Genomic DNA, 24322 nt, shown 5'->3' with positions numbered 1-24322 from the left:
GGGTTGGTGGCGGCCGTCGGTGGACCCGACCATGCTTGCAGCTTGCCCGTTGATTACCCGAAGGCGCCGGAGAGCGCCAGCGTAGTAATTGTCTCTACCGCGCCACTGACGGCTGCGCTGACGGCCGGAGCACCAATACGTGCGGCGAGGGCGTTTAGCTTGCCCGCTTTTTTCACCACGTCCCCGGTATTTGGTGTTTCCTGCTGGGCTGCTACGCGCAGTTCCTCGACTGCCGCAATCAGCTCAGATCGGTTCTCGTCGTCAGCTACTCCCTTTGCCGTGGACTGAACGACGTCGAGCAGCCTGATCGCGTCGTCGACACTCAACCCCTCGGCCTTGGCTTTTGCCCTCGAACCGATGGCAGTAGGACCGTTCGCGGTCTGAATCGTGGTGTTGTATTGCGTCCCGATGTGCTGACCCACAGCTGCATCCACAGCTTGTTTTCTTGGCAACTCGGTCAGCGGAGTCTCTGCAGTCAGGTCGGCAACGACATCGACGAGTTGTGTTCTGATCTGACCTAGAACTCCTGTGAGCATCGAACCTGGAAGTGAGTAAGACATGCTCAGGATCTGCTGGAATGGGCCGAGCGAATCGTTCCAAATGGCTTGAGCATAGGTCAGACCGGTGCTGGAAAAAGAGATCGAGGAGCCCCCGGCGAGACTTTCCAGCTCTTCGATGGGCTGACGGAGTGGAAATGACTCCGGCACGCCCTTCTGGGCCTCTATGGGCAGTTGGAGCCGATTGAACGTCTGGCCTTTGGCCCAGGTATTCCCGCTAATTGAGCTCACCGTTATCGGTGGCGAGGGCAGTACCCGATAGCTGGGGACTTCCGCGTCGTCGTCATACCCGGAGAGCTCGTATCTTGCCCATTGCCTCAATGATTCAGAGCCGGTTTCGGCACCGAGCAGCAAGCACTTGCGCAGGAGCCCGGCGAGAGGTTCTGATTCATCCAGGATTTGCTCCCGCAAGGAGCTGAGCAGAGTGTTGGTCATTTGAAGTCCTTCAACGTGAGGCGCAGTGCATACCAGGCGAATCTACCGGCCACCTCGGACATCAGGTGCCTAGAGCCTGCCCGCTAGTCGGACGGCTGACGGGCATTGGGCTCCAACGAGATCAGTTGGAAGGGACAGGGATGGCTGGGTATCCCGTTTCTATTGGCGACAAGCCGGGGCAAGGCCATGCCTCACCCGGACCGAGGGTCGCCGGAACTCCCGCGCATTCCGCTGCAGGTGTTCCACCGACCTCGGTGGTCCCGGTCCCGCGGCTGATAACGAATTCACCGACGACCGTTTTGCCCGATGCGTCATAAACGGGCATGACGAAGTCCTTGCCCTTGATTGCTTCCTGCCAGGCGATGGCTTCTTCGGGGCTCTTAAACGTCTTGCTGGCGGTTGTTCCGTTGGCATCTTCAAGTTCTGTCCGATAGACATAGCCTCTGGCCCCATTAGTTGCTATGACGGCGACCAGGTCAGGGGTTCCCTTCTCGTTCAGTGCGCCGTAGGTATCTCCGTCGGCGTTAGTTGCCCACTGGGTGATGTCGGTGCTGACGTACCGGGCGCTGAGCTTCCAGCTGGCATCGGGGCTTGTTGTGATGGTGATGCTTTCCTCCCCAGGTGTGAGGGGAATTGTGTATCCGGTCCAGTCCTGGGGGGTTCCTACGTCATCCTGGTCACAGGTGTTACTGGCCCCGCGGGAGTAAGAAAACGTTCCGGGACTCAGGCAGTGCAACTGTATTTCTATGCCCGTGGTGCCTTCCGGGGGCGGACCGAGCTGTACGGTGGCCGTCCCTGTGTGAGTCTCCGTCACCGGGGATGCCAAGGGCGTTACCTGCGTAGATCCCGGGAGTACGAAGAGACCGGCGGCGGTCGCGCCTACACCGCCTAGGAGACCGATGCCGGCGAACACTGCTGTCCCGGCCCAAAGCCTGGTGCGCTTCCGGGCGCGGGTAGGCGCGGCTTTCTCAACTCGTGTAATGAGTTCGGCGCGTAGCGCGTCACTGAACACGTTGTCGACGTGGAGCTGGTTCATGGCCGTTCTCCTTCCAAAACTGGTGTTGGAGCGGTGGGAGGGTTCTGCGCTGATGCATTGCCGTCGAGGGCAGCCCGTAGTCGCTGCCGGGCCCGGTGCATTCGTGATTTCGCTGCGGCTGGTGTCAGGTTAAGGACAGCGGCGGCCGCGGCGATGGTGTGCTCTTCGAAAACAATCAGGCTCACCAGGTGCAGGTCCTCGACGTTCAGCGTGGCAAGAGCTTGCGCAACGTCCTGATCGAGTTGGTTTTGGTATCTGCGGTACGGATCAGCGGTGGGGTCGCCGTCTTCCTGGTTACGTGGCAGTGAGTTCAGGAGCCGTTGGTAGCGGGCAGCAGCGCGGGCGCGGTTACGGGCCATGTTCGTGGTCGTGACCAGTAGCCAGGGAAGGATTGATCCTTCGACCACCCGGACGTGCTTTCGTCGTCGCCAGAGTTCAAGGAATGAGGCGGCCATGATGTCTTCGGCATCGTGGTGGTTTCCACACAGCCGGTATGCGTGGCGGAAGACCCTGTCCCGGTGCCGGTCGTAGAGGGCGCCAAAGGCGTCGCCTTGGCCAAGAAGGCTCTGGCGCCACAGCCCCTCATCCGCAGTTTCTATGCTCCCCATGCCCTTTAGTGTCCGGCAAAGATCAAAAGGTTTCGCAGAATCCAAAAAACTTCAGATTCATGTCCAGAGCCAAATGATGTTCCCACGAAGGTGCCGGCTCAGAGAAGTTCCTTCGCTAAAGCGGTCTACGGGTACAGTGCGAGCGAAGGCCTGGCCTCCGAGCAGTCTGGGCGGAGGGATGCTCAACGATTGGACCTGGGTCTATCCTTCAACGCATGAACGACCATGTGCTCGGGACCCGTGGCTCCTTGTTTGAATTCCGAGGCAAGCGGCCCCTCCTTGAGACAGCACAGTGGGTGACCGGAATCGGGTTAACGGGTGTCGGAGTCGCAATCGCGGTCCTTGGGACGGCCTCCGGTTCCCATCTGTCCATGCCCTTGGGCATTGCGGTGGCAGTCCTGGGCGTCATCGTGCTGTTTCTGTATGCCGTCAAGAGGAACAAGACGCGCAAAGCGTCCGCTCCTGCCCGTGCGGGAAGGCTTTGGACCAAGAGCGTAAGCAGGGAAAAAGCGAACAAATCGATAGCATCTGAGCTTGCTCTCCTGGCAGACCTCTATTCGCGGGGCGCGCTCACCGCGGATGAATTTGTTACTGCCAAGCGCCGCATCCTCGATAGCTAAGTCGCAGCAAGAGAGGTGCTGGTCCGGAAGGGACGGGCACAAGAGACATATGCTCCGGTTGCTCGCTGATTCGTCAGTCCCAGCCTTGGCGGGGTGTTGGGGCTGGAGCGTAAGAGAAGGTTAGGCGTTTCGGAGGTCCGGGTGGGTCAGGATGGCGGAGTAGCGGCTCGCTCCGGTGATGCTCAGGCCGAACATGTCGCAAAGACGCCGGATGTCGCCCCTGCTGGCGTGCAGTTCGTGGAGTATCCGGTCTTCGCGGGCTGCCTGGGCGGTCATGCCCATCGATGTGGTGATCCACTGGACGCCGACTGGGGAGGTATCGTGCGCGGTTCTTCTGCTGATGAATACGTGGGGGTTTGTGGTCAGGGGCCAGCGTTGATCGCGGTAGGCAAGCCAAGCAGTCAGGCGTTCCCGGACCGGCTGGGGGAGCGGGATGACGCGTTCATCCACGTGGAGGCGTCCGTCGCGGATATCGGTCAGTTGTAGTCCCCGTAGTTGGCCCGATCGCAGTCCGTGGAAGGCCGTGATCGCTATGAGTGCTGCCCGGGCGGGGTCCTGGGAGCTGAATGCTTCGCGCAGCGCGGAGTCTGTCAGTGGCATGGGTGGGCGGGTTTCGTGAGTGCCTGTGGGTATGAGTGCGATGGGGTTGAAGAAGGTGACTCGATGGGCCTTGAGGACACGGAACAGGCAGCGCAGACCCTGTCCCATTGTGGAGCGTGCATTCCCGGAGCCGGGAAGGACCTCTCGGACATCTTCTGTCGTGATTTCCCGGAGGGTGGTGTGTCCTGCCGCTGCCCAAGCATGCAGGGCCGGCAGCGACCACCGCGTATACAGGCGGATCGTTTGCTCCGACCGCGGTCTGCTGCGGGGAGGAATGCTGCTGCCCTTGGTCATGACCGCGTACCACTGGCCCAGCTCATGCTGGATTTGTTCAGGGAGCCCGGCGATAGCTGTGTTGAACCACTTGTCCACTGCAGGTTGGCGGTCGTCCTCGAGCACGCCTGCGGCGTCGCAGACTTCCAACAGCCGCAGAGCATTCGTTCCGATTTGCGCCAGCTCAAGGATGTCGGTGGCCCGCAGGGGAGCGCCCGGTGTGTCCTGCAGGCCGAGGGCGACCGACAGTCCACGACGGACTGTTTTGGTCGCCGTCACGCCCCATCCGTGCTTTCCGGCATAGGCGATGACAAACTCATCCAGGAAGGCCGCCATCGCCAGGTCGGCGGGGGCCGGGAATCCGTGGGTCCGTCCTCGCTGCAGGTCCCTCGCTGTTGCGGGGAACAGTGCCAGTTGGCGGTGGGCTACCGGCGTGAATGCCAGTGCCGATCCCATTACCGGCTGTTCCTGGCGGCGACGCCGGGTCCCACGTCGCTGTCCTTTGCTGGCGTGGCGGAGGTTGGCAAGGAACAGCTGCTGGCCGTGACGGTTGGCTTCCACCAGAGTGGTTCCTCCTTTCCGCCCGCCGGCGGCGAGAAATTGGTGCCAGCAAAGCCTGCAGCCCTGATCCTCATTGACTGCGGTGACAACATTGCATGCCCTGCAGATTCCCTCCGGGTATTTCGCTCGCCAGCACTTGCACGCCCCGCAAAGCCAGCCGTTGATCCGGCCCACACCCCAGGCATGGCAGTCCCTGCACGCCGCCACGGTTTGTGGGGCGCTGTGGTGGCATTGATCGCACAGCCCGGCGGAGTAGTACCCTTCGGTGCGTCCGCATCGTCGACACGGCGGCGGGACGACCGGGCCTCCGGGCATGCACTCGTGACAGAACTTCGTCCTGCGCGGATAACTCCACGCAATCGGCCTCAAGCCACAGGCGGTGCACGGGCGGGGGCGACTGGAGCCTCTCACGCTGGCGGCTTGGAACGGTTGCGACCGAGCCGGGGAATCACGGCCGGGCCTGAACCGGTGGATGATGCTTCGGCCGGCTTCGGTCGGGCAGCTTCCACCTTTTCTGGCTCGCAAATCAGCAGGTTCGTTGGTGAGCAATTCAGCACAGCGCAGATGACGTCAAGGTCTTCGAGTCGGATCGTGGTCGGAGTTCCGGTCCACAGCCCGGACATCTTGCCCGTGCTGATCTCAAGTCCGGCTTCGGCCAGCAGACGACGGAGCTCGGTCGATTTCCAGATTCCCCGCTCAGCGGCGACCATTCGTAGGTTCCAGCGCATCTTGTCACTCTCCTGTTAGCCGGGCAGCGACGCGTTCATTCGCGACTGCCCAGGCGTGGTCGATGTGGTCGGAATGGACATGGATATAGCGGGTGGTTGTCGAGAGCCACTCGTGTCCGAGCAGTTCCTGGACTGCCTTCAGATCCAGCCCCCGAGCGTAGAGGGACGAGGCGCAATAGTGCCGCAGTCCATGTGGACTTAGCCGCCCCCGCCAAGCTGGCAGCCAACGATCCACCGCGCTGGCCAGGCCCGCCCGCAGCGCATCGTCACCGACCCGCGCGCAGCCGCCCGTGTGCCGGTCGCGCCTTTCGCTCGGAAACAAAGGTGCATCCGGATCCAGGTAGTCATCACCGAACTGGTGGCGCACATCTGTCAGCCACCACTGCAGCAGAACGTCTACCGAGTTGATCGCGGGAACGAGGCGGGGTTTGGCGCCGCGGCCGCGGCTGCCCTTGCCGAAACGGACATGGATCTTGCCGTTCTGCCCAAGGTCCGGGCGCCAGTCCTTAATGTCGAGCATCAAGGTCTCGTTGATACGCAAACCGGCACGGCGCCACAAGGAAGCCGCCAGATAGTCACGGGCTGCAGGCAAATACTTCCTGGCTTCGGGCAGGGCATCACGCCAGCGGGTGAATAGCGTCTCGACTTCGGAGTCGCCGGGCGGGATTCGGGTAGCGACGAACGACGAACTGGACGGGCGATTGAACTCATCGATGGGCTGGATGACGACGTAGCCGGTGAGCGCATGGATATCGCCCTGGTATCTGCCGATCACGAAGTCATAGAACCTGGCCAGCGTGCCGGCCTTGCTTTCCCGGGTGCTCCGGGCCTGCCCGCGTTCATGACGCAAATGTGTCAGGAACCGGTCACCGTCCGAGGGAGAGGCCGTCCAGAGGTACCGGCCAAGGAAGCGGGCGAACTCAAAGATCACCGCGCGCTCCGTCCTGACGAACTGGTCCGTGACGCCCGAACCGATCTGCGCCAGCGCAAATTGGTCGACGAGTTCTTGTTCGAAGTCTTCTTCGTCCTGCGCCGAGCGCAGAGCTTGGCTGAACCCAATGGACCGGACCGCGGCAAGCGCCATCACACAGCCCCCAGTTCAATATTGTTCCGTATCGATCATGAATATCACGGTTTCTCCAGGAATTATGAAAGTATTTCAGACATGCAGAACAAGGGCAAAACAGACGATAGGGGTCAATATCCGCGCGGATTCGGGCCCTCTGGACTCCGCGACGAACTCACGGGATTCGAGACAGCCAAGGTCAACCGCACCCAGCGCAGCAACCAGGGCGGACAGGCCGGCGGCGGCTTCGGTGGCCAGGGGAACGGCAACCAGGCATCGCAGTCGACCCCCCAAGATGACCCGTGGGGGATCCCCGCAGCAACGAGCAATGCTGGCAGCGGATGGGGCAACGGCCCCGACTCCGAACCACCCTTCTAAACCTCCCCAATGTCGGGGCCAGTAGCTACGCTGGCCCCGACAAGTCTCCTCACCCTCGAAGCCCGGAAGTAGAACCAAATGAAGAAGCTGCAAGACGCCGAGCACCAGGCAGGACCGGCCAAGGATGAGGGTCGAAAGTACCTGATCTGGGGTTGCGTGTTGCTGTGCGCTGCACTCCCTTTGGGCCTGCTGACCCAGGGTGGAGCAGTGTTCTTCCTCGGGGCAGCCATGGCAAATTTCGGGCTGACCGTGCTCTCCCGGCAACGGAAAACCCCGAAGCCGGCGGGAAAGGTTTTTGGCTGGCTCCTCGGCGCCGTGGGAGCCGTAGCCATCGTCATAGGCATAGTGGGGTTCAGCAGCGAAATGATCAGCCTTTTTGTGAGCTGATCCGGCCTCGTATCTTTGTTCCGACCTATCTGAAAGGCTAACGCCATGACGCACGCAGATGACCTCCGCGCCTGGGCCAAAGGCATGTACACGATCGAGGCGGCCACGGAGCTGCTGATCCGGGGCTTTGGTGGGAAGTTTGCCGCCCGCGGTAACCCATGGGTGCATACCAGCTCCGAGCCGCAAGGGCCCGGTCAGGTGAGTGCCTGGATCGACTTCGCAGCCATTCCTGAGGAAGCGGGTGTGCTCTCTGGTGGGGAGCGTCGGTTCCTGTTGTTGGCCGCGTCGCTGGCCGAGGATGTGCCGGTGGGTTTGGGTGATGTTGTGCCGGGTCTTGACCGGGAAAACCTTGACCTGGTGCTGGCTGCAATTGCCCATGCGGGCGGCAGCCACGAACACTCCGATGTCCGTTTTAGCGCGGACGGTTCCATGTCACTGGGGAAGGGTTACCTGGACAGCCTGCATCCGTGGCCGCAGGTGCTGCGTGCAGCCAAGTAAGCGCGGGCTGTGGTGATGGCGAAACCAAAGAAGATTGCAGCGTTCACGCCTTACTACACGGAGGACCAGGCGGAACAGGTCCGTGCCGCTTTCCTGGAAGCCGGTAAACCTGAAGAGGGTGACGCGAGCGTTTCGGACTTCATTGTCCGGGCGACGATGCGTGAGGTGAAGCGTCTGCAGCGCAAGTACAACGGCGGCAAGCCGTGGCCGCCGGTGAAGGCCGGGGAGTTGCGCCGCGGGCAGAGAACGATGGATGAGATGCAGCACCGGAATGAGGGCACGTAGCGATGGGAAAGGGGACCGAAGAAATGAACCAGGCAAAGGCGCCGGTGCCGTTCCCGAGGATGCTCACGCTGGATGAGGTTCAGGAGGTCCTGAACCTCGGCAAGCCGCTGGTCTATGCGCTGGTTAAGAGCGGTGAGTTGAGGGCCGCCCAGTTTGGCGGAAGGGGCATCTGGCGGGTACGGGAAGACGACCTGGCGGCCTACATTGAAGCAGCCTACGAGAAGACTGCAGAGCGCATTGCGTCCGGGCAGATTCCGGAAGGTGACGCCCCTGGCGAGAGCTAGACGATCCTGTTCCCAGAATGACTAGAAGGCCGGCACCTACGGGTGCCGGCCTTCGTCGTTTTAGTGGTTGTTTGTGATGCCTGGGATGTGCGGGTGGTGCCGTTGCTTGGATCACGCGGGCCTACGGTACTTGGTGGTGATGAGCGCCGCCCTGCAGCTTGTGGTTGTCACCGCCGGTGACCGGGCTGGAAGTCCCCCGCGCGCTTTAGAAGCCGGCCGCTGGTTGCGGTTCCGTCGCTGCCCAACTTCGCCCTGCTTGGACGGTGTGTGTCGTCCCTGCTGAAAGAAACCTGACCCCCGGGTCGGGTTGGCCGGCGGCGCCGGTCTTGGTCCATGGGGAAGGGGTCCGTTGGTGACTTCAGCGTTCCCAGGCTGTGCACATTCGCCGGTCCCGGCGGTGAGGTTCGCACCTCGGTGTCCTGGCGTTTGTGTGCAGCCGGTCAGGTGGGTCCCGTCGTCCACCTGGGTGCGGGAAAAGCCCGAAGGATGTAGCTTTTGCCGATGCTCCTATGGTCGTCAAAATTATGAAGAGGGGCTCGAACGAAGCTCGGGAGCGAGCTCGGAGAGCTGGACTGTTACCGAAGGGTGAAGCTGCTTTGTCATTGGTTATGGCTGGCGCGGCAAGCGCCTATTGGCCCTAGCCGTGAACGTCAACCTACGTCGGTCGCTTCCTATGTTTCTGCCTACGTCCAACGTAAGTTCGAGGGGAGGCTGCACGGGCATTAGTGCCGTAAACAGGAGGGGTTATGACCAGCACTGAATGGGATCTCGTCAAGATCTCTCTTCCGCCAGAGGGGTGGTTTGAGCTTGAAGACTCTACGTGGGATGCGCTTATTTCAGCGATGGCCGGGGAAGAGAACCTCCTTAGGCGGTTTCACCAGAGCAATGCATTGTCCGAAGACGACCAGAAGATCATTGATGGTTTTATTGATGAGCACTTGACCGCTGCGGGCCTTCCTCCCCGCCCCCGGGGCTTCGAATGGTTTCTGCGGCCGCCTTCGGCACCGTCAAGCCTGCAGGCGCTACATGAAGAACTCAACGAGTTCATACGAAAACACGATCCGCAGGCCTCCCATCCGCGGGAACTATGTGGCCTCGTAAAAGCTTTCCTGCAGCGTCTTTACTCCCGGCAGGACAACGTTTAGCCCAGGGGCATGTTGCACGCACGTTCGCGGCCTGTGGTCGTAATTTGTGGAGCATAGTGCGGTACGCAACTGGTTTGCAGGGGCTATTCCTTGGGGTCAGGGAACGTGTGGCATTGGTTGAGGTGTGGCGCTTTTCATACGCTCTGGTGTCCAGCTTTCTGTCACGTCCGCGCTTGGCGTGCTGACTGTTGAGTCCCCGCTCCGGTTAGTATTCTGGCTCAGCTTCTCGATGATCGCGCCAGCTGCGAGCAGAGATATCAGAGCTGCCGCTAGAACGATGGCAGTAGTCCTGCGTTCTCCTTTGCTGCTTTGATTCATTGTGCTGATCTGCCTGGTTCTTTTTTGAAGTTGCTTCTCGTTAGCCACTCCATAGCTTCTTTCCGTGAGGTGAAGAAGCGTTTTGGACGGGTTGTCTTGTTCATGGCCAAGACGAAGTTGGCGATGACTTTATCTACTGGTGATGCGCCCAAGAGTGCGACGTGTGATGCCTGGCAGGTTCGGCTGAAGACGGCGCGGGCCCCGCGGGTCACCTCGGCCGTTGTGGCCATGTCTACCAGCAGGGGGCGTTCGGCTTGCCCGCATAGCTCGTTGACCATGTGCATGGCGGCCTCGGCGTCACTTGATCGTATGACGGCCTGGCGCGCCCATATCAGCTGGAGAATCCCGTGTTCGTCCATGAACAGTTCAGCTTTGCCTGACCCAACCGACGCCATTACCTGTACCCCCTAGGGCTTGTTGTTCAGCCTAATGTAAATCGATTGGATAAGACTTGCCGCTTTGAGGGGGGTTATTTCTGTGCCCGTTCGGCCGATCCCGCAAGGGGTGTTGCGGGTCAGTCCCGTGATGGGGGTAAGCCTCGCGGTTCGCGCTCCAGGGTGATGGCGCTTCTTGGGGTTGGCTTCTTGGGGTTGGTGTGCCGCGCGGAGGTGACTTTGAGCTGTCCATGGCTGGGGTCAATTCGGGTTATCCACGGCTGGTTTTTTGGGAGCCGTTGGGGTAGCTCCCTCGGTGGTGGTAGCGGTGGATAACCGGTGAGAATTGTCCCCGGTTGTGGACAGGTGCTGTTGGGTGAGCCATTGTCGGTACGTTTGGGCGACGTGGTCGTTTCTGGCTATCCCTCGTTCTATGCGGGAGAGGTTGGAGGGCCACTGGTTGAGTTGTTCGCCGGCTTGCTGCAACGTGACGCCGAGTTGCCGTCTGAGGGGCCGGAGGTCGGTTACGTCGGGTGCTGCAACAGGGCTGAATATTTGGCGGTAGATTTCCCGGGCGATGTAGCGTTTGAGGCAGCGCATGGTTTCTCGTTTGCTCTTGCCGTCGGCCATTCGTTTGGTGACGTAGTTCTGGGTTCGGTGGTCTGATTGCATGCGGGAGAGGACAACGTGGTGGAGGGCGCTGTTGGCTTGGCGGTCACCGCCTTTGCTGAGTCTGTGGCGGTGGGTTTTGCCCGATGATGCGGGCACGGGTGCGGTGCCGGTGAGGGCTGCGAATTGGGCTTCGTTGTTGATCCGTTCTGGATTGTCTCCGACGGTGACCAGGAGTTGGGTGGCGACTTCAACGCCTACGCCTGTCAGTTTGGTCAGCAGTGGTGCGTATGAGTCGAGGATTTCCTGCAGGAGCTCGTCGGTAGACGCGATTTCGGATCGCAGGGATTGATACCGCAAGGCCAGCGTTTTCAATGTCAGCGCGGTGATGTATGCCGTGTCTGCGGCGTGCCCGGAGGGCCGCGAGCGGGCAAGCGCGGTGATCATCGCTGATGTGGGGATGCCGCGGTACTTCGCTCGGAGCGTTTCTGGTGCGGATACGAGCAGGCTCCGGATTTGGTTGATGGCTATTGTGCGCGCCTTCATTGCCGAGGTCCGTGCTGTCCGCAGGATGCGGAGGCATTCCACTGGTCCGTTTTTGGTTTTGGGGGTCGAGATGCCCCGTTCAGCAAGTACCGATTGGGCTGCCTGGTAGGCGTCCAGTGGATCTGACTTTCCCCGGATTCTGCGCTGCTGACGGTTTGGCCGGTTGACCTCGAAGACCTTCAGGTCTTCCTTGGCTAACACGCGGGACAATTCGGCCCCGTAGGAACCTGTCCCTTCGACTCCCACGGCGCTCACCGTGCCGTGGCTGGTGATGAATTGAAGCAGTTTGCTGTAGCCGGCGGCTGTTGCTGGGAACTTTTGATCAGCGATGGGTTTGCCGTATTCGGTGACTACGGCGACGTGGTGGGTGTCGGCGTGGGTGTCCACGCCGACGATGACTTGGGGTAGCTCCTGAACCAATATGGCGACGGCCCTGCTCTTCCTGGTTTTGTGTTTTGCACGTTGGCCAGGCCGGGCAGACAGCACGGTAATGGGACTAAAGCGATTCAGGCTCCTATTAGGTCATGTCCGCCTGGTTCAACGGGCTTGGTGCTGGTCCTGAACCGGTGGACAAATCATGAGAAAGACAGCGTTCGCACGCGTCAGGTGGGCGACGAGTCACGCCGGTTCAGGACCTTTACCATCATTACCGTGGGCGAGGGGTTACTCGGTGTGGGCGCTGGTGGCGTCCGTTATTTCCTTCTCGTCTGAACCGCTTATGCTGTGGAAGTGGAGCTGCTGGAAAGCCTGGATGACGGAAGCTAAAGTGACCGCCTCAGTACCGCCCGACTAGCAGCCGCGCCGGGTCTCACCCATGTCGCACAACCTGCTAACCCAACTGTGTGCAGGGGTCCACCGTGTTCGACGTCACCGGTAGCCCGTCAGCTCCAGTGCCGGTGAAGTAGAGGTCGTCAAAGTCCCCAGCGGTGCAGAGGCTCGCGTACTCCTCGTTGAACGTGCCGTCGTCGTTGGTGACGTACCGGAAACCGCTGCTACCCGTGATCGGAGTCCCGCCCGGAGGGGTATAAGTAACGTTCGACATGACGAGGCTGCCCGGCTCCAGCCCCGTTCCGATGACTCGGTAGCAGGCGTCGCTGTCATCGCGGGGCACGGGAGTTGGGTCGTTGTAGCAACGCTCGAACGTCCGGTCCACCACGACCACCAGAGTGCCCGTCGAGACCGGCGTGGCCTCGCAGGTCGCTGGGCCGTCCTGGGTGGTGCTGGTGGTGTTCGTGCTGGTCGGCGTACCGGACGTTGTTTTTCCCTTGTAGGTCGTGGTGGTTGTCGTGGTGGTGGTGCGTTCCTGGCTGTACGTGCCCGGCAGCCCGCTATCGGTGGTGCATGCCATGCCGTCCTGGGGACCGGGCCCGGTTGTCTGTGTGGTTTCGGTACACGTCGTCATGCCCTTGGCGAAAGTGCAGCCATCAGTCGGGGGCGGTTTGGGCTTGGCGTCGGCGGGAGCCATCACCCCCAGGATCATCAGGCTCGTGGCAATCAGCACAAGGAGCAGACGCTTCATGGTGTTCTCCGATCAGGACCTAACTTTGAATGCGCTACCTCTTGGATGGACCGCTCGTTGTCCTGCGGCACAAGCACGGAATGGGTGAGTCATTAGGAGCGGAGGTTATAAGGCAGCGGAGGCGACTCGTCCCGTGGTGACGAGCAGAATTTTACCAAGAGTTCGGGTCCAGTAATAGAGCCAGCGTCGCGGGTGGGCATCCGCTGGTGGGGTGGGTCCAGGGGGTAAGTCGGCTTAGGCAAAGCAGTGTATTCGCCGCCGTCGCCGATTTGCTGCTGCCGTGCCGAGGTGTTGTCCTCGCTTACGACGATGCGTCGGATACCTGGTCAAGGTCGGTGGCAGATTTCCTACCGCGCGGACGGCCGCTGGCCTTTTTAGATGGCGCGGTGAGGCCGAACCCGCGCAGATCGGATTCGGTCCAGTCAGCGCGGAGAGCGGCCTGGTAGTCCTTCGCGTACTTCTGCTCCGCAGCGGCGAGCAGCTGCGCTGCTTCGGCAAGTTCAACACCACTAGCTGCGGCGGTCTTTACGGCGTTCACTCTTACATCGCGGGCAGCGTCAATTTTTGCGGCCGCTTTGGCGGCAATGTCGTTGATGTCCATGCCTCGACTCTATCGGCTCGGTAGGCACAGACATCCGAAAGCCTGAGGGCGTGCCGCCCGAGGCTCGAAAAACCTTTAAAGCCAACCGTGCGGAGCAAGCTATACATTTACACGGGTGTAACTGACGTGTCGCTCACGGCCCGGTGGCTGTTTGCTTGGCACACTGGTTTGTGTTGTCCCCGGTTTCGGGGTCGCTGCGCTGGGCTTTTTGAACTGCTGGGCCGTTTGAGGGATTGGGGGAGTGCGTGTCTGAAGAGAATGAGAAGCCGCGCTCCAGGCTCTCGAAGCGGCGGCGGGCGAATGCTCCGGCGGGGACGAAGAAGCGGCGCGATGTGTGGGTGACGGCGGAGGAGGAAGCGGCCCTGATCGCGAAGGCTGCCCGGCAGAAGGTCACGGTCCCGAACCTGCTGCTGACCGCTGCTCTGTCGGAAGGCTCGGAGACCCCGACCGAGCGCAGGGCTGCGATGGCTGAACTGATGGCGATCCATACGTTGTTGGCCCGGGTGTCGAACAACGTGAACCAGATCGCCCGGCACGCGAACGCCGGCGACGAGTTCCCCCAGGACGCCAAGGCTGCACTGGCGTATGTGCGTGAGGTTGCGATGCGGATTGACCGGACGATTGAGGGGCTGATGTAGGGAATGATTCCGAACATCACCCGCGGCTCACGGATGTCAGGGCTCATGCTGTACCTGGCCTCGACCGATGTTGATAAGACGAAGAATGCGCACACCGATCCGCATCTGGTGGCCGGGGACGCGGCGATCATGGCCTGGTACGACGACGGCGTCCTGGACAGGGACGACGCGATCGCCATCGCGAAGCATCTGGACCAGCCCCGCAAGGCCTTCGGCGTCGAGGTCTTGCAGAAGGATTTCCGCTGGGACCCGGTCAAGAAAGAACGCGTTCCGAACGGGCACAAGCACGCCGATGTGTGGCACTGCTCCCTGAGCCTTCGCGCCGAAGAAGGAGCGCTGACGGATCAGCAGTGGGGTGACATCGCGAATGACTTCGTCGACGCCATGGGGTTCACCGAGGCCAGCGGAAAGGCCCAGTGCCGGTGGGTAGCGATCAACCACGGCACCAGTGAGAACGGCAACCACCACATCCACGTCGCCGTATCCCTCGTCCGCGAAGACGGCACCAAGGCCTCCACTCACGGCGACTACAAACGCGCACAACAGACCTGCCGGGAACTGGAGACCAAGTACGGGCTCGAAGAGCTCTCCAGTGTGCACGCCACCCGCGGCTACGACCGGGCCGAGAAGGCCACCGCCGTCAGGGATGACCGTGAAATGCACCGGTCCTCCCTGGCCCGGAAGGTGCGCGCCAGCGCCAGCGCGTCAGCCACCGAAGCGGAGTTCGTCCGACGTGCACGGGACACCGGACTGTTGCTCCGGCCGCGCTACGCGAAGAACACCACCGACGTCATCGTTGGCTACTCCGTTGCAGAGCGCCCCAAGCCGGGGGAGCGGCCTATTTGGTTCGGCGGCGGCACGCTCGCGTCGGACCTGAAGCTCGGTGCGTTGCGTGGGGAATGGATGGACTCCCCGCACCTGGCTACCGAGGCCGCGGCGGAATGGAACGCGGCCGCGCGCAACAAACGCAAGGTCTCCAGGACCGGTCCCGAGAACGCAACCCCTTCAGCAGATGTGTGGGTGGAATACACCCGCAATGCAACAGCACTCGCCGACCAGCTGCGCACCATTCCGCGTGACGATCACGCAACCTGGGCGAAAGCAGCGCGTGAGGTTTCCGGTGCCTTTGCAGCCTGGTCGCACCGGCTGGAGGCTACGCCAGGGCCGCTGGCGGCCACAGCTGCCGAACTGTCTCGCACAGCCCAACTGCGGGCACCCCGACAGTACGGCAAACCCGTCGCGCTGCCATCCATTGCCGGCACGGCCATGTTGTTCATGGCAGCGTCGAGCAAGAACAAAACAGCCGCTCAAACAGCACTCATGGTGCAGCTGATCAACACCGCCTTCGCAGTGTACGAAATGCACGCCCAGTCCGGCCGTGCCCGCGAAGCCCAACGCATCCGATCAGTGGTCGAAAACCAGCTCGCCCCGTTCACTGCAACGATGCCCAAGGCCGTCCTTGTAGGAGCAGAGCAACAGCCGGCCGAAGCGGCTGCGGTGCCGCCGAGGGCAGTTGATATTGCCCGCCGCGGCATGGCCCCGGTCCGTCCTGGCTCGGTGGTACCCACGACACCTACACCCGCAACACCAGCGAAGACCTCTCAGCCCAGCCGCGACACCGGGCCGGGACTCGACCGATAAGAATCACACCACTAGTGCAAGGGGAACACCATGAGTGAATCAGACGGCATCGACGACTTTCTCGACAACGGAATGCGGCAATCCCTGATGATCGCCTCACGCATCGCAGAGACGCTGGCCCGCCGCCGGCAGGAAGCCCAGCGACAGCAAGAACACCTGGACTCCCAGGCGGCACACGAAGCCCAGGCCCGCCTTACAGCTGAACGAAGTTCAGCCCGCGCCGTCCTCGCACCCATACAGAAGGAAGAGTGGTGGGACAAGGCACAGCCGGCCGACATCGCCACCGCACACGCCGTCGCTGAAGGCTGGAAAGACCACGACCCCACCGCCCTCGAAGCCTCCGCGAAGATCCGCGAAGAAGTCCTCGCCCGGTACGGTATCGACACCCACGACGTCGGCACGGACACCGCCTACCTTGAATCAGGAATAGCAACTATCGCCACCGAAAAGGCCCGGCTGGACGAGCTGGCACGCAGCCAAGAAGAAGCACGGAAAGCCGCTGCCGAACACGAGAAAGCAGTGCAGCTGATCGCAGCTGCGCAGGCAGAAGAACTTCGAGCCCAGGCGACGAAACTGGCACCTGAAATGGAGCGCCATCAAGTACCCGTGGAGTACCTGGCAAACCCCGAACTGGCCCAGGCCCTTCAGCGCGCTCAGAATGCGAAAACGCCCAAAGCTGCTGCGGCGGCAGACGCTGAGATCAAAGAGCGCCTGTTCCTGATCGGCAGGGATGGCATAAACGGCCCCGACATTGAGCAACTGCGCAAAGAAACCACCGCGAACATCAACGGTGCCGGCGACACGCACTTCCAGGACCCACTGTTCCTGAAAGCAGCCAAGGAGATGCACGAAGCCAAGCTCTTGGCCGAGGGCGGCTTCACAGGCTCTCAAGTGGCGTCAATTGAGCAGCGGTATGAGAGGGCCGAGAAGGAACTCTTCGTTAGGCTGGAAGGCGTCGGTCGAGACATCGAAAACCGCGTCACAGGCAACGACAGCAGCCAACTTAAAGACCAGTCACTCACAGCAGAAACCGCATCAGCTACCGGCTACGGTTCAGCAGAACACCACGCAAAATTCGCGGAAGCCCTGGAGAACACCGGCGCCAACGAAGCCCAGATCCGCGGGCGGCTCACTGCGGCACGCAGCGAAGGAACCCACCCCAGCGCAGCAGTCACCATGGGCAAAGGCGCGGCCAAGGCCAGGAAGAGCCGTGCGGGGGCAGCCGTGGGAGCCGAAAGGTCCAAGGGCGGACCCAGCAGATAAACACAGGAAGACAAAACAGGCGGAGGCGGGGCCGCAGCGCCTTCGTTTCGCATGGTCTACCTGTCGCCAGGGCTTTGCGGTGTTCGTCGTGGTCGGCGGCCACGTGGCCGGCCCTCGCGCCATCCTGGCAGGACCTCATTCAGCAGAGACTCCTTTTCTGAAGACAGCTTGCCTTGGTTGTAGTTGATCCGCTGGGCGTGCAGCCACACGCCCAGGACGCGTTCGTCCGCATCCGGGGTCTTCTGATGACGCGGCCACTCACCCCCGGCGTCCCGGATGTCCTTCACCTGCTGCAAGCGCTGCTGCCACCTGGCCTCGTCCTCGACCTTCCGCTTCGACACCAGGCCCCAACCGGGAATCACATCCAGCCCGTCCCGGACAGCGGGGGAGAGGGTGCCCGCCTGCGCTTCCCTGCGCCGGAGGTAAAGCCACCTGCCCAGCGTCGCCTCCCGGGGTGACTCCGCATGGGCCGATGGCAGCCGGCCGCAGGTGCCGTAGAAGTCGACAACGTCTTGCATCATCGTCAGAAATGCAGTGGACGGTCCCTCAGACTTCGGCAGCGCAGCCGCATGCTCGGCTTCGAGCTCCGGTTCGAGCTTCTTCGCGACCTGCAGGTGATAGCGCACGGTGGTGACGGGAGCTGCGTCCAGCACCGCGATCCTCGAGGGAGGGATACCCCTGCGGTACATGTCCACCCACTCAGGGTGCGGAGCAGCGCGTCGACGGTCCCTCATGCCTGGTGAAACTCAGCCACGGTCATCCCCTAATGTCCTCCTTCAAAATAATCTATAAGGGGATCCCGCGCAGGCTTCCCAACAATAAACACGGCCATCTTGCGACAGACCAGCGGACAGTCACTGGAGAACACCGGCGCAAATCAACCACAGATCCGCGGCTGCCTCGCCGCGGCCCGAAGCGAGGGAGCATGCAAGTACGGCCGCCCGGGCTATAGACGCCGGCAAGGGCAGAACGGGAAGCAACCCGCCATGTCCGTGGCCATCGATAGGATCGAAACCATGACAGATGCCCGTGACCTAGCCCTGCCCAACGGCTACACCGACCTCCTCGGCGAGCTCAAGAACCGCGTACGAGCCGCCCGCATACAGGCACTGCGCACCGTGAATACTCAGCTCATCGAGCTGTACTGGTCCATCGGGAAAACCATTCTGGAACGCCAAGAGATCGAGGAGTGGGGGAGTAAGGTCATGAGCCGGCTGGCCGATGACCTTCGGGCGGAATTCCCTGATATCAAGGGCCTTTCCCGCTCCAACTTGTTCTACATGCGCGGATTCGCCACTGCTTGGCCGGAACCAATTGTCCAACAGGCTGTTGGACAATTGCCTTGGGGTCACATCACGGTGCTGTTGGACAAGCTTGACTCGCCGGAGGCCCGCTCCTGGTACGCCTCCGCGGCGGTTGAATACGGCTGGTCTCGCAACGTCCTGCTGAACATGATCATGAATAAGACCCTGCAACGCACCGGGGCGGCGCCCTCCAACTTTGTCCAACGGCTTGTTGGACCAGACTCAGAACTGGCGCAACAGGTGGCAAAGGACCCCTACAACTTCGAATTCCTCGGCCTCTCAGGCGAAGTAGCCGAACGCGACCTCGAAAACGCCCTCACCAGCAGAATCACGGAAACCCTCCGCGAACTGGGCCCTGGCTTCTCCTTCGTCGGCCGCCAAGTTCACTTCGACGTCGACGGGGACGACTTCTACGTCGATCTCCTGTTCTTCCACATCGAACAATCCCGATACGTCGTCGTCGAACTCAAAACCGGCAAGTTCCAGCCAGAATACGCCGGGAAGCTCAACTTCTACGTCGCCCTCGTCGATGACATGCTCCGCCGGGACCACCACAACGAAACCATCGGCATCCTCATCTGCGGCACCAAAAACGACCGCAGCGTCCGATACAGCCTCGGCCGCTCAACATCTCCCATGGCCGTCGCCGCCTACACCTACGACAAATTGCCCGCAGCGGAACAGAAAGCACTTCCCGACGAGGGACACCTCGTCGCCGCCTTGGAATGGGCCGAACCGGACTCCCAAGTCGCCGAAAGTGCCGAGTAAAGCGCCTACCTGATCGATCCCGCCCAACGTCTGGCTAACGACTTCGAAATCGACCCGCATTGCGGGAAACAGCCTGAATTGTCCAGAGAACTTTGGACAATTCAGCTGTTGTGCGCATCGGGCCGGCAGAGTTGTCGTCGACATCAGCATCCAGGATCGGGCATCCCGTGGGCAAGAGTGGTGGGCAGCATGACCGTCCGGTTGAAATCTAGGACCTTTTCAGCGGAGGGTGCCGAAAGGCTGCTTCGGACCCTATTCTGACGCTCTTATCCTTGCTTCCTGACGTCAGGTTGGGGTGTGCTTCATAACGCCCTGGACCTGCAGGTCAGGAGTCGGTGACGGTCACAGCTCAATTCTCGATTCTCGGCGGATAGTACGAATCTGCCAGCCGTCCTCCCTGCGGTATGTGCGTCCGCCTCTCCCATAGGTGAGGTTGAGCCTGATGAGGCTTTGATCCGAAGCCAGGTCTTCGATTACTCCACGTGCAATGACAGGCCGTCATCGAGGACCTCAATGTCATCACCGGGTCTTATCCCTTTCCAGTCGTACATTCCGAAAGACATTGGTGTGATGAAGCCTTCCTAGACGTTGTCGGCCGCTGCGTGTAATCCACGGCGCTCTGGCACCCGACAGTGATGACGGCCGAGAGGGGTGACTACTTGCGTTTTTCTATCGAATGCAAAGCCAAATCGCGGGCAACAGCTTTCCGGGCTTCCGTACGATTTTCGTGGCCAATAGCGGCCTTGGGAACTTCCTCCCTGTTCCTACTGAAAGGGAGCGGGTAATAGAAGACAACGTCCACGCTTTGCCGACCATGGACCACATCAGGAGGTAGGGGTACCAGATCGAGGGAGTCGTTAGCTTCGACAGGCTGTGGGAAGACACTTGGATACATCACGCCAAGGACAATCACAACACTTTCCGACTGGGAACGTTGCGGCGATCCGCGGGTGGGGAGGGGGTAGCGTTTGTGTTCGTCGCACGGGCGTCCTTCAGCAAAGGGCTTCACTGTTTGTTCCTCTCCCCATTCTCTGAATGGAAGCTGACGCCGCTCTCATAGGCTGCAAGGGAATTTATCGCCCCAGTTGCTTTAGGACGGCGGTTACCCAACAGCCTTACGTTTCGTCAGGTTGGGGTATAACTCAAGCTGGCGGCCACTGGAGCCGTTGCAGCGTTGCGGCATGGTCATGTTTTCGTACGCCCTTTGCCGGTGCGGCTTATGCGACGTTTGCTTCGGTGTTTTGCTCCCGGGCCTTCCGGCGCGACCTGTAGTTGGCGGCTTTGATGCGGTTTCCGCATTCTTCCATGCCGCACCAGATGCGAGTACCACTGCGGGAGCGGTCGATGAAAATCCTGGTGCAGTTTTCGCGTCCGCACTCTTTCAAGTGGGCTGCGTCGGGGCCGGTCAGCAACTTAGCCGGTGCGGCGGCAACGCTTGCCCCCAGTTCGGTGGCGTCCCCGGCCCGGGTTAGCGCTTGGTCTGTACGGGAGCCAGGGACGCCGGTGACCGAAGAGGAGCTACAGCTGATCGCGCATTTTGGTCCAGACTTCGATTTCCGCCCAAAGGCGCTGGACTTTGAGCAACACATGGCCGAATACATTCTCTCCGAGCCGGCCACCTATCCCACACTGGTACTTGCCGCAGCAGACCAAGCACTTAGTTCCTCATCGAAGACATTGCCCCTCAAGGACGTCGCAGAAAACGATGGATGGTTCGTCGTCGTCCCTGAGTAGGCGTTCCACTGTTTCGATTCTGTGGGGCGCACGGCTAGGTGTACTGTCCCGGCAGGTTGATGACACGGGGATTGGTAGGGACCAGTTCACGGTGGTTCCGGCCCCTACTAGTACTCAAGTCTTGTTCGGGGAACTCCTATGCTGTGACTTTCTCATCCTGCTGTGTTGCGGTGAGGTCCTCAACGGCTTTTTGCATATGCCGTTTGATGGCCTGGTGGAGTCCTTTCCGGTCTCCTGCCTCCAGCAAATCGAGGATGTTCTGGTGTTCCTGCACCATGACATCTGTCCGCGGGTAGGACACCTCCAGGTTGAGGATGCACATCCTGGATTCGGCTGCCAGGGTTTCGTAGATCCTGATCAGCCGGGTGTTCCCTGCACCGGCAACGAAGGCGCTGTGGAAGTCCATGTCCAACCGGGTAATGGCCTGCCAGTCGGATACGGCCACCTGTTTTGCCATGTCCCTTATGACTGCCTTTAGGGCATGGCTGGTGTGCCTGAGGGCTTCTTGTCCACCGTCCAGCAGGGCGTCTGCCGAGGTTAGTTCCACGGCTTCACGCACGGCATAGATTTCCCTGACGTCCTCGGTAGCAAGCTCCAGGACGAAGACACCCCGGTTTCGCCGGCTGATTAGGATGCCTTCCTGGCACAAACGCTGCAAGGCTTCACGAACAGGACCCCGCGATGTTCGCAGCTGGGCTGCCACGACCGATTCGTTGATCTGCTCTCCTGGACCAAAGGTGCCTTGGATGATCTGTTCGCGCAGCAGATCGGCGATCAACTGCGCTGTAGGCTTTCCTTCCAGCGCGAACAGTCCTTGCGTTGCCGACATTGACATCCCCTTATCTTTTCGGCGTACTACTACTTTTAGACGGCGATGGCGGTGTATTTGATTTCGAGGAATTCCTCGATGCCGATCTTGCCGCCTTCGCGTCCTAGGCCGGACTGCTTGACGCCGCCAAAAGGCGCCGCGGGGTTGGACACGATGCCGGTGTTCAGCCCGACCATGCCCACTTCCAGTTCCGCGGAGAAGCGTAGGGCCTTGTCCATGTTCTCGGTGAAGACGTAGCCGACCAGGCCCCATTCGGTGTCGTTGGCCAGGCGCAGGACGTGGTCTTCGCTGTCGAAGGCGGTGATGGCTGCTACCGGTCCGAAGATCTCAGTGCTCATCAGTTCGGCATCCAGGGAGACGTCGGTCAGGACGGTGGGGGTGTAAAAGTAGCCGGGGCCTTCGGGGCGGCTTCCGCCGGTCAGGACGCGTGCGCCCTTGGCGACGGCGTCGGCTACCAGGCTTTCCACCTTGTCCAGGCCCTTCTGCTCGATCAGGGGTCCGACGTCGGTTCCGGGCAGGGCACCGTTGCCGACCTTCAGGTCGGAGATCCGCTTGGCGAACTTCTCGCTGAATTCCTCAACGACGGAACGGTGCACGAAGAAGCGGTTCGCTGCGGTGCAGGCCTCGCCCATGTTCCGCATCTTGGCCTTCAGGGCCCCATCGACGGCTTTTTCGATGTCAGCGTCGGCCAGGACGATGAACGGGGCGTTGCCGCCGAGTTCCATCGAGGAGCGCATGACGTTGTCCGCGGCCTGGCGCAGCAGGACCTTGCCCACTCCGGTGGACCCGGTGAAGCTGACCTTGCGCGCGATCCCGCTGCCCATCCAGGTCCCGACCACGGTGGAGGGGGTGGAGGTGGTGACGACGTTCAGGACGCCGTCAGGCAGGCCTGCTTCCCGGAAGATCTGTACCAGGGCCAGGGAGGTCAGCGGGGTCAGTTCGGCGGGTTTGAAGACCATGGTGCAGCCGGCCGCGACGGCCGGGGCGATCTTGCGGGTGCCCATGGCCAGCGGGAAGTTCCACGGAGTGACCAGCACGCACGGACCAACAGGTTCCTTGGTGATCATGATCCGGGTGTTACCGTCCGTGGAGATGGACTGGTCGCCACCGATGCGGACGGCTTCCTCGGAGAACCAGCGCAGCATCTCGGCGCCGTAGGCCACCTCGCCCTTCGCCTCGGCCAGGGGCTTGCCCATCTCCGCGGTCATGATCGCGGCCAGCCGGTCGGTGTTGGCAATGACCAGCTCAAAGGCACGCCGCAGAATGTCGGCACGCTCCCGGGGCGTGGACTTCGCCCACTCCGCCTGGGCGCGGTCCGCAGCCTCAATGGCAGCCTGGGCTTCCTCCTGGCCGCCATCAGCCACATGGGCGATGATTTCATGGGTCGCCGGGTTCTCGACTGGGAACGTGGCGCCGCTGGCCGCCTTCTGCCAGGCGCCATTGATGAACAGTTCCGGGTAAAGACCCGAGGGGTCGAATGTGGTGCTCATATCATGCTTTCAATGATTTGAAGGGAAAAGTGTCCGGAGTGCACCGAGCTCAGCCTTCCGTATGGCCGTGGCAGGGAGCAGGAGGTCATTGGTAGCTTCTCTTGAAACGTTGGGGGCGAACGAAATCGAGGCCGTCGAAGGAGCCCTTTCCGAGGGCTTCGTGGGCGGCAATCTCGCCGAATCCGGTGGCGTTCTTGAAGCCGGCGCCGGAGAAGCCGGTGGCGTAGTAGATCCTGCTGCGTTCGGCCAGCCTGCCCAGCAAGGGGTTGCCGTCCTGGGTGAAGAGGTCGGGAAAGGCATCGGTGCGGACGATGTTCGGGTATAGACCCGGAAAGAACTCGGTGACGGTGTCGACGGTCTCGGTGATCTCCGCGGTAGTCAGGTCCCTGGGCACATTGCCCGCGTCCGGAGTTGGTTTGCCGCGGCCGTCCAGGGTTGCCTTGACGGTTACCCCGTCCACGGCGGGCGCCCCGTACATCGAACGGTCTTCGTATATCCGGATGAAGATGGGGAACTTCTCCGGCGAAAACGCGGCCGGGTCCCGGGCGACAAACCAAGTCAGAATAATCCGGCGTGTTTCCGTCTGCGCTTTCAGGTAGTCGGGTATGAGGTGTTGGGACCAGCCGCCGGAGGCGACGATGACGTTGTCGTAGGTCCAGGTTTTGTTGCCGGAGGTGATGTGGACGCCGTTGGAAGTTTCGGTGATGGTGTTGATGGGGGTGTTGGTGTGGATGGTTGCGCCGTTGGTTTGGGCTGCGGTGATGGCGGCGGTGACTGCGCGGTCGGTGCGCAGGGCGCCGGCGTGGGGGTCGTAGACGGCGATGTCGTCGGGGCGGAGGTTGTGTTGGGGGTAGCGTGCGGCCATTTGTTCGCGGCTGAGGATTTCGTGGTCCGCGCCGTTGGTGTGGGTGGTGTGGAGCAGGGCGGTGAGGTAGGGGCCGTTTTGGGTGCCGATGGACAGTCCGCCGCAGCGGGTGAGGATGTGTTGGCCGGTTTCGGCTTCGAGTTCGGCCCAGAGATCGCGGGAGCGTTCCAGGATGGGGTAGTAGTCGGGGTTGCCGCGGTAGATCATGCGGAAGAGGCGGGTGTCGCCGCCGACGGCGCTGCGGGCGTGGGCGGGTGTGTGGGCTTCGAATCCGGTGACGGAGTCGGTGAGGTGGGAGGCTTGCCAGAGGGCCATGGATCCGATGCTGCCCAGGCCGATGACGGCGAGTTTTCCGTCCATGG

Annotated in this window: 27 protein-coding genes; 12 read left to right on the top strand and 15 right to left on the bottom strand. The window is 61.5% G+C overall.

Annotated features, from left to right (window positions below; translation table 11 throughout):
- Positions 1–53: 53 nt before the first annotated feature.
- From AC5RT3_RS11425 to AC5RT3_RS11415, 3 genes are all read right to left on the bottom strand, one after another.
- Positions 54–992, bottom strand: coding sequence for an AbiTii domain-containing protein (locus tag AC5RT3_RS11425; protein WP_494124225.1), 939 nt, complete (start codon positions 990–992; stop codon positions 54–56).
- Between the two features lie 121 nt (positions 993–1113).
- Positions 1114–2028, bottom strand: a complete 915-nt coding sequence (locus tag AC5RT3_RS11420) for a peptidase M56 family protein (RefSeq protein WP_494124224.1) — start codon at positions 2026–2028, stop codon at positions 1114–1116.
- Positions 2025–2636, bottom strand: coding sequence for an RNA polymerase sigma factor (locus AC5RT3_RS11415; RefSeq protein ID WP_494124223.1), 612 nt, complete (start codon positions 2634–2636; stop codon positions 2025–2027). The genes AC5RT3_RS11420 and AC5RT3_RS11415 overlap by 4 nt, the downstream gene beginning before the upstream one ends.
- Before the next feature lie 215 nt (positions 2637–2851).
- Here AC5RT3_RS11415 and AC5RT3_RS11410 point away from each other — a divergent pair, with 215 nt between their 5' ends.
- Complete coding sequence (locus AC5RT3_RS11410) at positions 2852–3256, top strand: SHOCT domain-containing protein (RefSeq protein WP_494124222.1); 405 nt, start codon at positions 2852–2854, stop codon at positions 3254–3256.
- A gap of 120 nt (positions 3257–3376) precedes the next feature.
- On the opposite strand, the gene AC5RT3_RS11405 is transcribed toward AC5RT3_RS11410, so the two are convergent.
- The 3 genes from AC5RT3_RS11405 to AC5RT3_RS11395 all read right to left on the bottom strand — a co-directional run bounded on the left by AC5RT3_RS11405 (position 3377) and on the right by AC5RT3_RS11395 (position 6502).
- On the bottom strand, positions 3377–4690 hold the full coding sequence (locus tag AC5RT3_RS11405; protein WP_494124221.1) for a tyrosine-type recombinase/integrase: 1314 nt from the start codon (positions 4688–4690) through the stop codon (positions 3377–3379).
- A gap of 407 nt (positions 4691–5097) precedes the next feature.
- On the bottom strand, positions 5098–5400 hold the full coding sequence (locus AC5RT3_RS11400) for a helix-turn-helix domain-containing protein (protein ID WP_494124220.1): 303 nt from the start codon (positions 5398–5400) through the stop codon (positions 5098–5100).
- Positions 5401–5422: 22 nt separating this feature from the next.
- Complete coding sequence (locus tag AC5RT3_RS11395) at positions 5423–6502, bottom strand: tyrosine-type recombinase/integrase (protein ID WP_494124219.1); 1080 nt, start codon at positions 6500–6502, stop codon at positions 5423–5425.
- 21 nt (positions 6503–6523) lie between these two features.
- On the opposite strand from AC5RT3_RS11395, the gene AC5RT3_RS11390 reads away from it, so the two are divergent.
- The 6 genes from AC5RT3_RS11390 (at position 6524) to AC5RT3_RS11365 (ending at position 9461) form a co-directional block, all read left to right on the top strand.
- Positions 6524–6862, top strand: coding sequence for a hypothetical protein (locus AC5RT3_RS11390; RefSeq protein ID WP_494124218.1), 339 nt, complete (start codon positions 6524–6526; stop codon positions 6860–6862).
- Between the two features lie 78 nt (positions 6863–6940).
- Entirely contained in the window at positions 6941–7249 is a 309-nt protein-coding gene (locus AC5RT3_RS11385) for a hypothetical protein (protein ID WP_494124217.1), read from the top strand.
- Positions 7250–7294: 45 nt separating this feature from the next.
- Positions 7295–7747: a hypothetical protein gene (locus AC5RT3_RS11380; protein WP_494124216.1), complete on the top strand. Its 453-nt coding sequence runs from the start codon at positions 7295–7297 to the stop codon at positions 7745–7747.
- Positions 7748–7762: 15 nt separating this feature from the next.
- Complete coding sequence (locus tag AC5RT3_RS11375; RefSeq protein WP_494124260.1) at positions 7763–8032, top strand: ParB family protein; 270 nt, start codon at positions 7763–7765, stop codon at positions 8030–8032.
- A 2-nt stretch (positions 8033–8034) separates the two neighbouring features.
- Positions 8035–8316: a helix-turn-helix domain-containing protein gene (locus tag AC5RT3_RS11370; protein ID WP_494124215.1), complete on the top strand. Its 282-nt coding sequence runs from the start codon at positions 8035–8037 to the stop codon at positions 8314–8316.
- A 746-nt stretch (positions 8317–9062) separates the two neighbouring features.
- Positions 9063–9461 (top strand): DUF5956 family protein, encoded by a 399-nt coding sequence (locus AC5RT3_RS11365; protein ID WP_494124214.1) that lies wholly within the window; start codon positions 9063–9065, stop codon positions 9459–9461.
- Positions 9462–9775: 314 nt separating this feature from the next.
- Here AC5RT3_RS11365 and AC5RT3_RS11360 read toward each other — a convergent pair whose 3' ends face one another.
- From AC5RT3_RS11360 to AC5RT3_RS11345, 4 genes are all read right to left on the bottom strand, one after another.
- Positions 9776–10138 (bottom strand): DUF7793 family protein, encoded by a 363-nt coding sequence (locus AC5RT3_RS11360; RefSeq protein ID WP_494124213.1) that lies wholly within the window; start codon positions 10136–10138, stop codon positions 9776–9778.
- A 276-nt stretch (positions 10139–10414) separates the two neighbouring features.
- Complete coding sequence (locus AC5RT3_RS11355) at positions 10415–11695, bottom strand: IS110 family RNA-guided transposase (protein WP_494124212.1); 1281 nt, start codon at positions 11693–11695, stop codon at positions 10415–10417.
- Between the two features lie 442 nt (positions 11696–12137).
- Complete coding sequence (locus tag AC5RT3_RS11350) at positions 12138–12827, bottom strand: hypothetical protein (protein WP_494124211.1); 690 nt, start codon at positions 12825–12827, stop codon at positions 12138–12140.
- Positions 12828–13128: 301 nt separating this feature from the next.
- Positions 13129–13428, bottom strand: coding sequence for a hypothetical protein (locus AC5RT3_RS11345; protein ID WP_494124210.1), 300 nt, complete (start codon positions 13426–13428; stop codon positions 13129–13131).
- A 245-nt stretch (positions 13429–13673) separates the two neighbouring features.
- On the opposite strand from AC5RT3_RS11345, the gene AC5RT3_RS11340 reads away from it, so the two are divergent.
- Genes AC5RT3_RS11340 through AC5RT3_RS11330 form a run of 3 tightly spaced genes read left to right on the top strand, consistent with a single transcriptional unit; the run spans position 13674 to position 16970 of the window.
- Positions 13674–14066 carry a MobC family plasmid mobilization relaxosome protein gene (locus AC5RT3_RS11340; RefSeq protein WP_494124209.1) on the top strand — a complete coding sequence of 131 codons (393 nt, stop codon included), beginning with the start codon at positions 13674–13676 and terminating at the stop codon, positions 14064–14066.
- Between the two features lie 3 nt (positions 14067–14069).
- Positions 14070–15707 (top strand): relaxase/mobilization nuclease domain-containing protein, encoded by a 1638-nt coding sequence (locus tag AC5RT3_RS11335; RefSeq protein ID WP_494124208.1) that lies wholly within the window; start codon positions 14070–14072, stop codon positions 15705–15707.
- A gap of 30 nt (positions 15708–15737) precedes the next feature.
- Positions 15738–16970: a hypothetical protein gene (locus AC5RT3_RS11330; RefSeq protein ID WP_494124207.1), complete on the top strand. Its 1233-nt coding sequence runs from the start codon at positions 15738–15740 to the stop codon at positions 16968–16970.
- A gap of 56 nt (positions 16971–17026) precedes the next feature.
- On the opposite strand, the gene AC5RT3_RS11325 is transcribed toward AC5RT3_RS11330, so the two are convergent.
- Entirely contained in the window at positions 17027–17623 is a 597-nt protein-coding gene (locus AC5RT3_RS11325; protein ID WP_494124206.1) for a helicase associated domain-containing protein, read from the bottom strand.
- 363 nt (positions 17624–17986) lie between these two features.
- Between AC5RT3_RS11325 and AC5RT3_RS11320 the strand changes: the two genes are divergently transcribed.
- Positions 17987–19042, top strand: a complete 1056-nt coding sequence (locus tag AC5RT3_RS11320; protein WP_494124259.1) for a PDDEXK nuclease domain-containing protein — start codon at positions 17987–17989, stop codon at positions 19040–19042.
- A gap of 1217 nt (positions 19043–20259) precedes the next feature.
- Here the strand turns inward: AC5RT3_RS11320 and AC5RT3_RS11315 are convergent.
- The gene (locus AC5RT3_RS11315; RefSeq protein ID WP_494124258.1) at positions 20260–20631 is read right to left on the bottom strand and encodes a CGNR zinc finger domain-containing protein; all 372 of its coding nucleotides are present in this window, start codon (positions 20629–20631) and stop codon (positions 20260–20262) included.
- Here AC5RT3_RS11315 and AC5RT3_RS11310 point away from each other — a divergent pair.
- The gene (locus AC5RT3_RS11310; protein ID WP_494124261.1) at positions 20546–20776 is read left to right on the top strand and encodes a hypothetical protein; all 231 of its coding nucleotides are present in this window, start codon (positions 20546–20548) and stop codon (positions 20774–20776) included. The two genes, AC5RT3_RS11315 and AC5RT3_RS11310, sit on opposite strands and share 86 nt — an antisense overlap.
- Before the next feature lie 136 nt (positions 20777–20912).
- Here the strand turns inward: AC5RT3_RS11310 and AC5RT3_RS11305 are convergent, their stop codons facing one another.
- From AC5RT3_RS11305 to solA, 3 genes are all read right to left on the bottom strand, one after another.
- A complete protein-coding gene (locus AC5RT3_RS11305; protein ID WP_494124205.1) occupies positions 20913–21605 on the bottom strand; it encodes a GntR family transcriptional regulator in 693 nt (230 codons plus the stop codon).
- A 35-nt stretch (positions 21606–21640) separates the two neighbouring features.
- Complete coding sequence (locus AC5RT3_RS11300; protein WP_494012125.1) at positions 21641–23095, bottom strand: NAD-dependent succinate-semialdehyde dehydrogenase; 1455 nt, start codon at positions 23093–23095, stop codon at positions 21641–21643.
- An 85-nt stretch (positions 23096–23180) separates the two neighbouring features.
- Positions 23181–24320, bottom strand: a complete 1140-nt coding sequence (gene solA / locus AC5RT3_RS11295) for an N-methyl-L-tryptophan oxidase (protein WP_494124204.1) — start codon at positions 24318–24320, stop codon at positions 23181–23183.
- Positions 24321–24322 lie beyond the last annotated feature (2 nt).

The organism is Arthrobacter sp. Y3221159, assembly GCF_059089885.1.
This window is presented reverse-complemented; position numbering and strand designations above follow the sequence as displayed.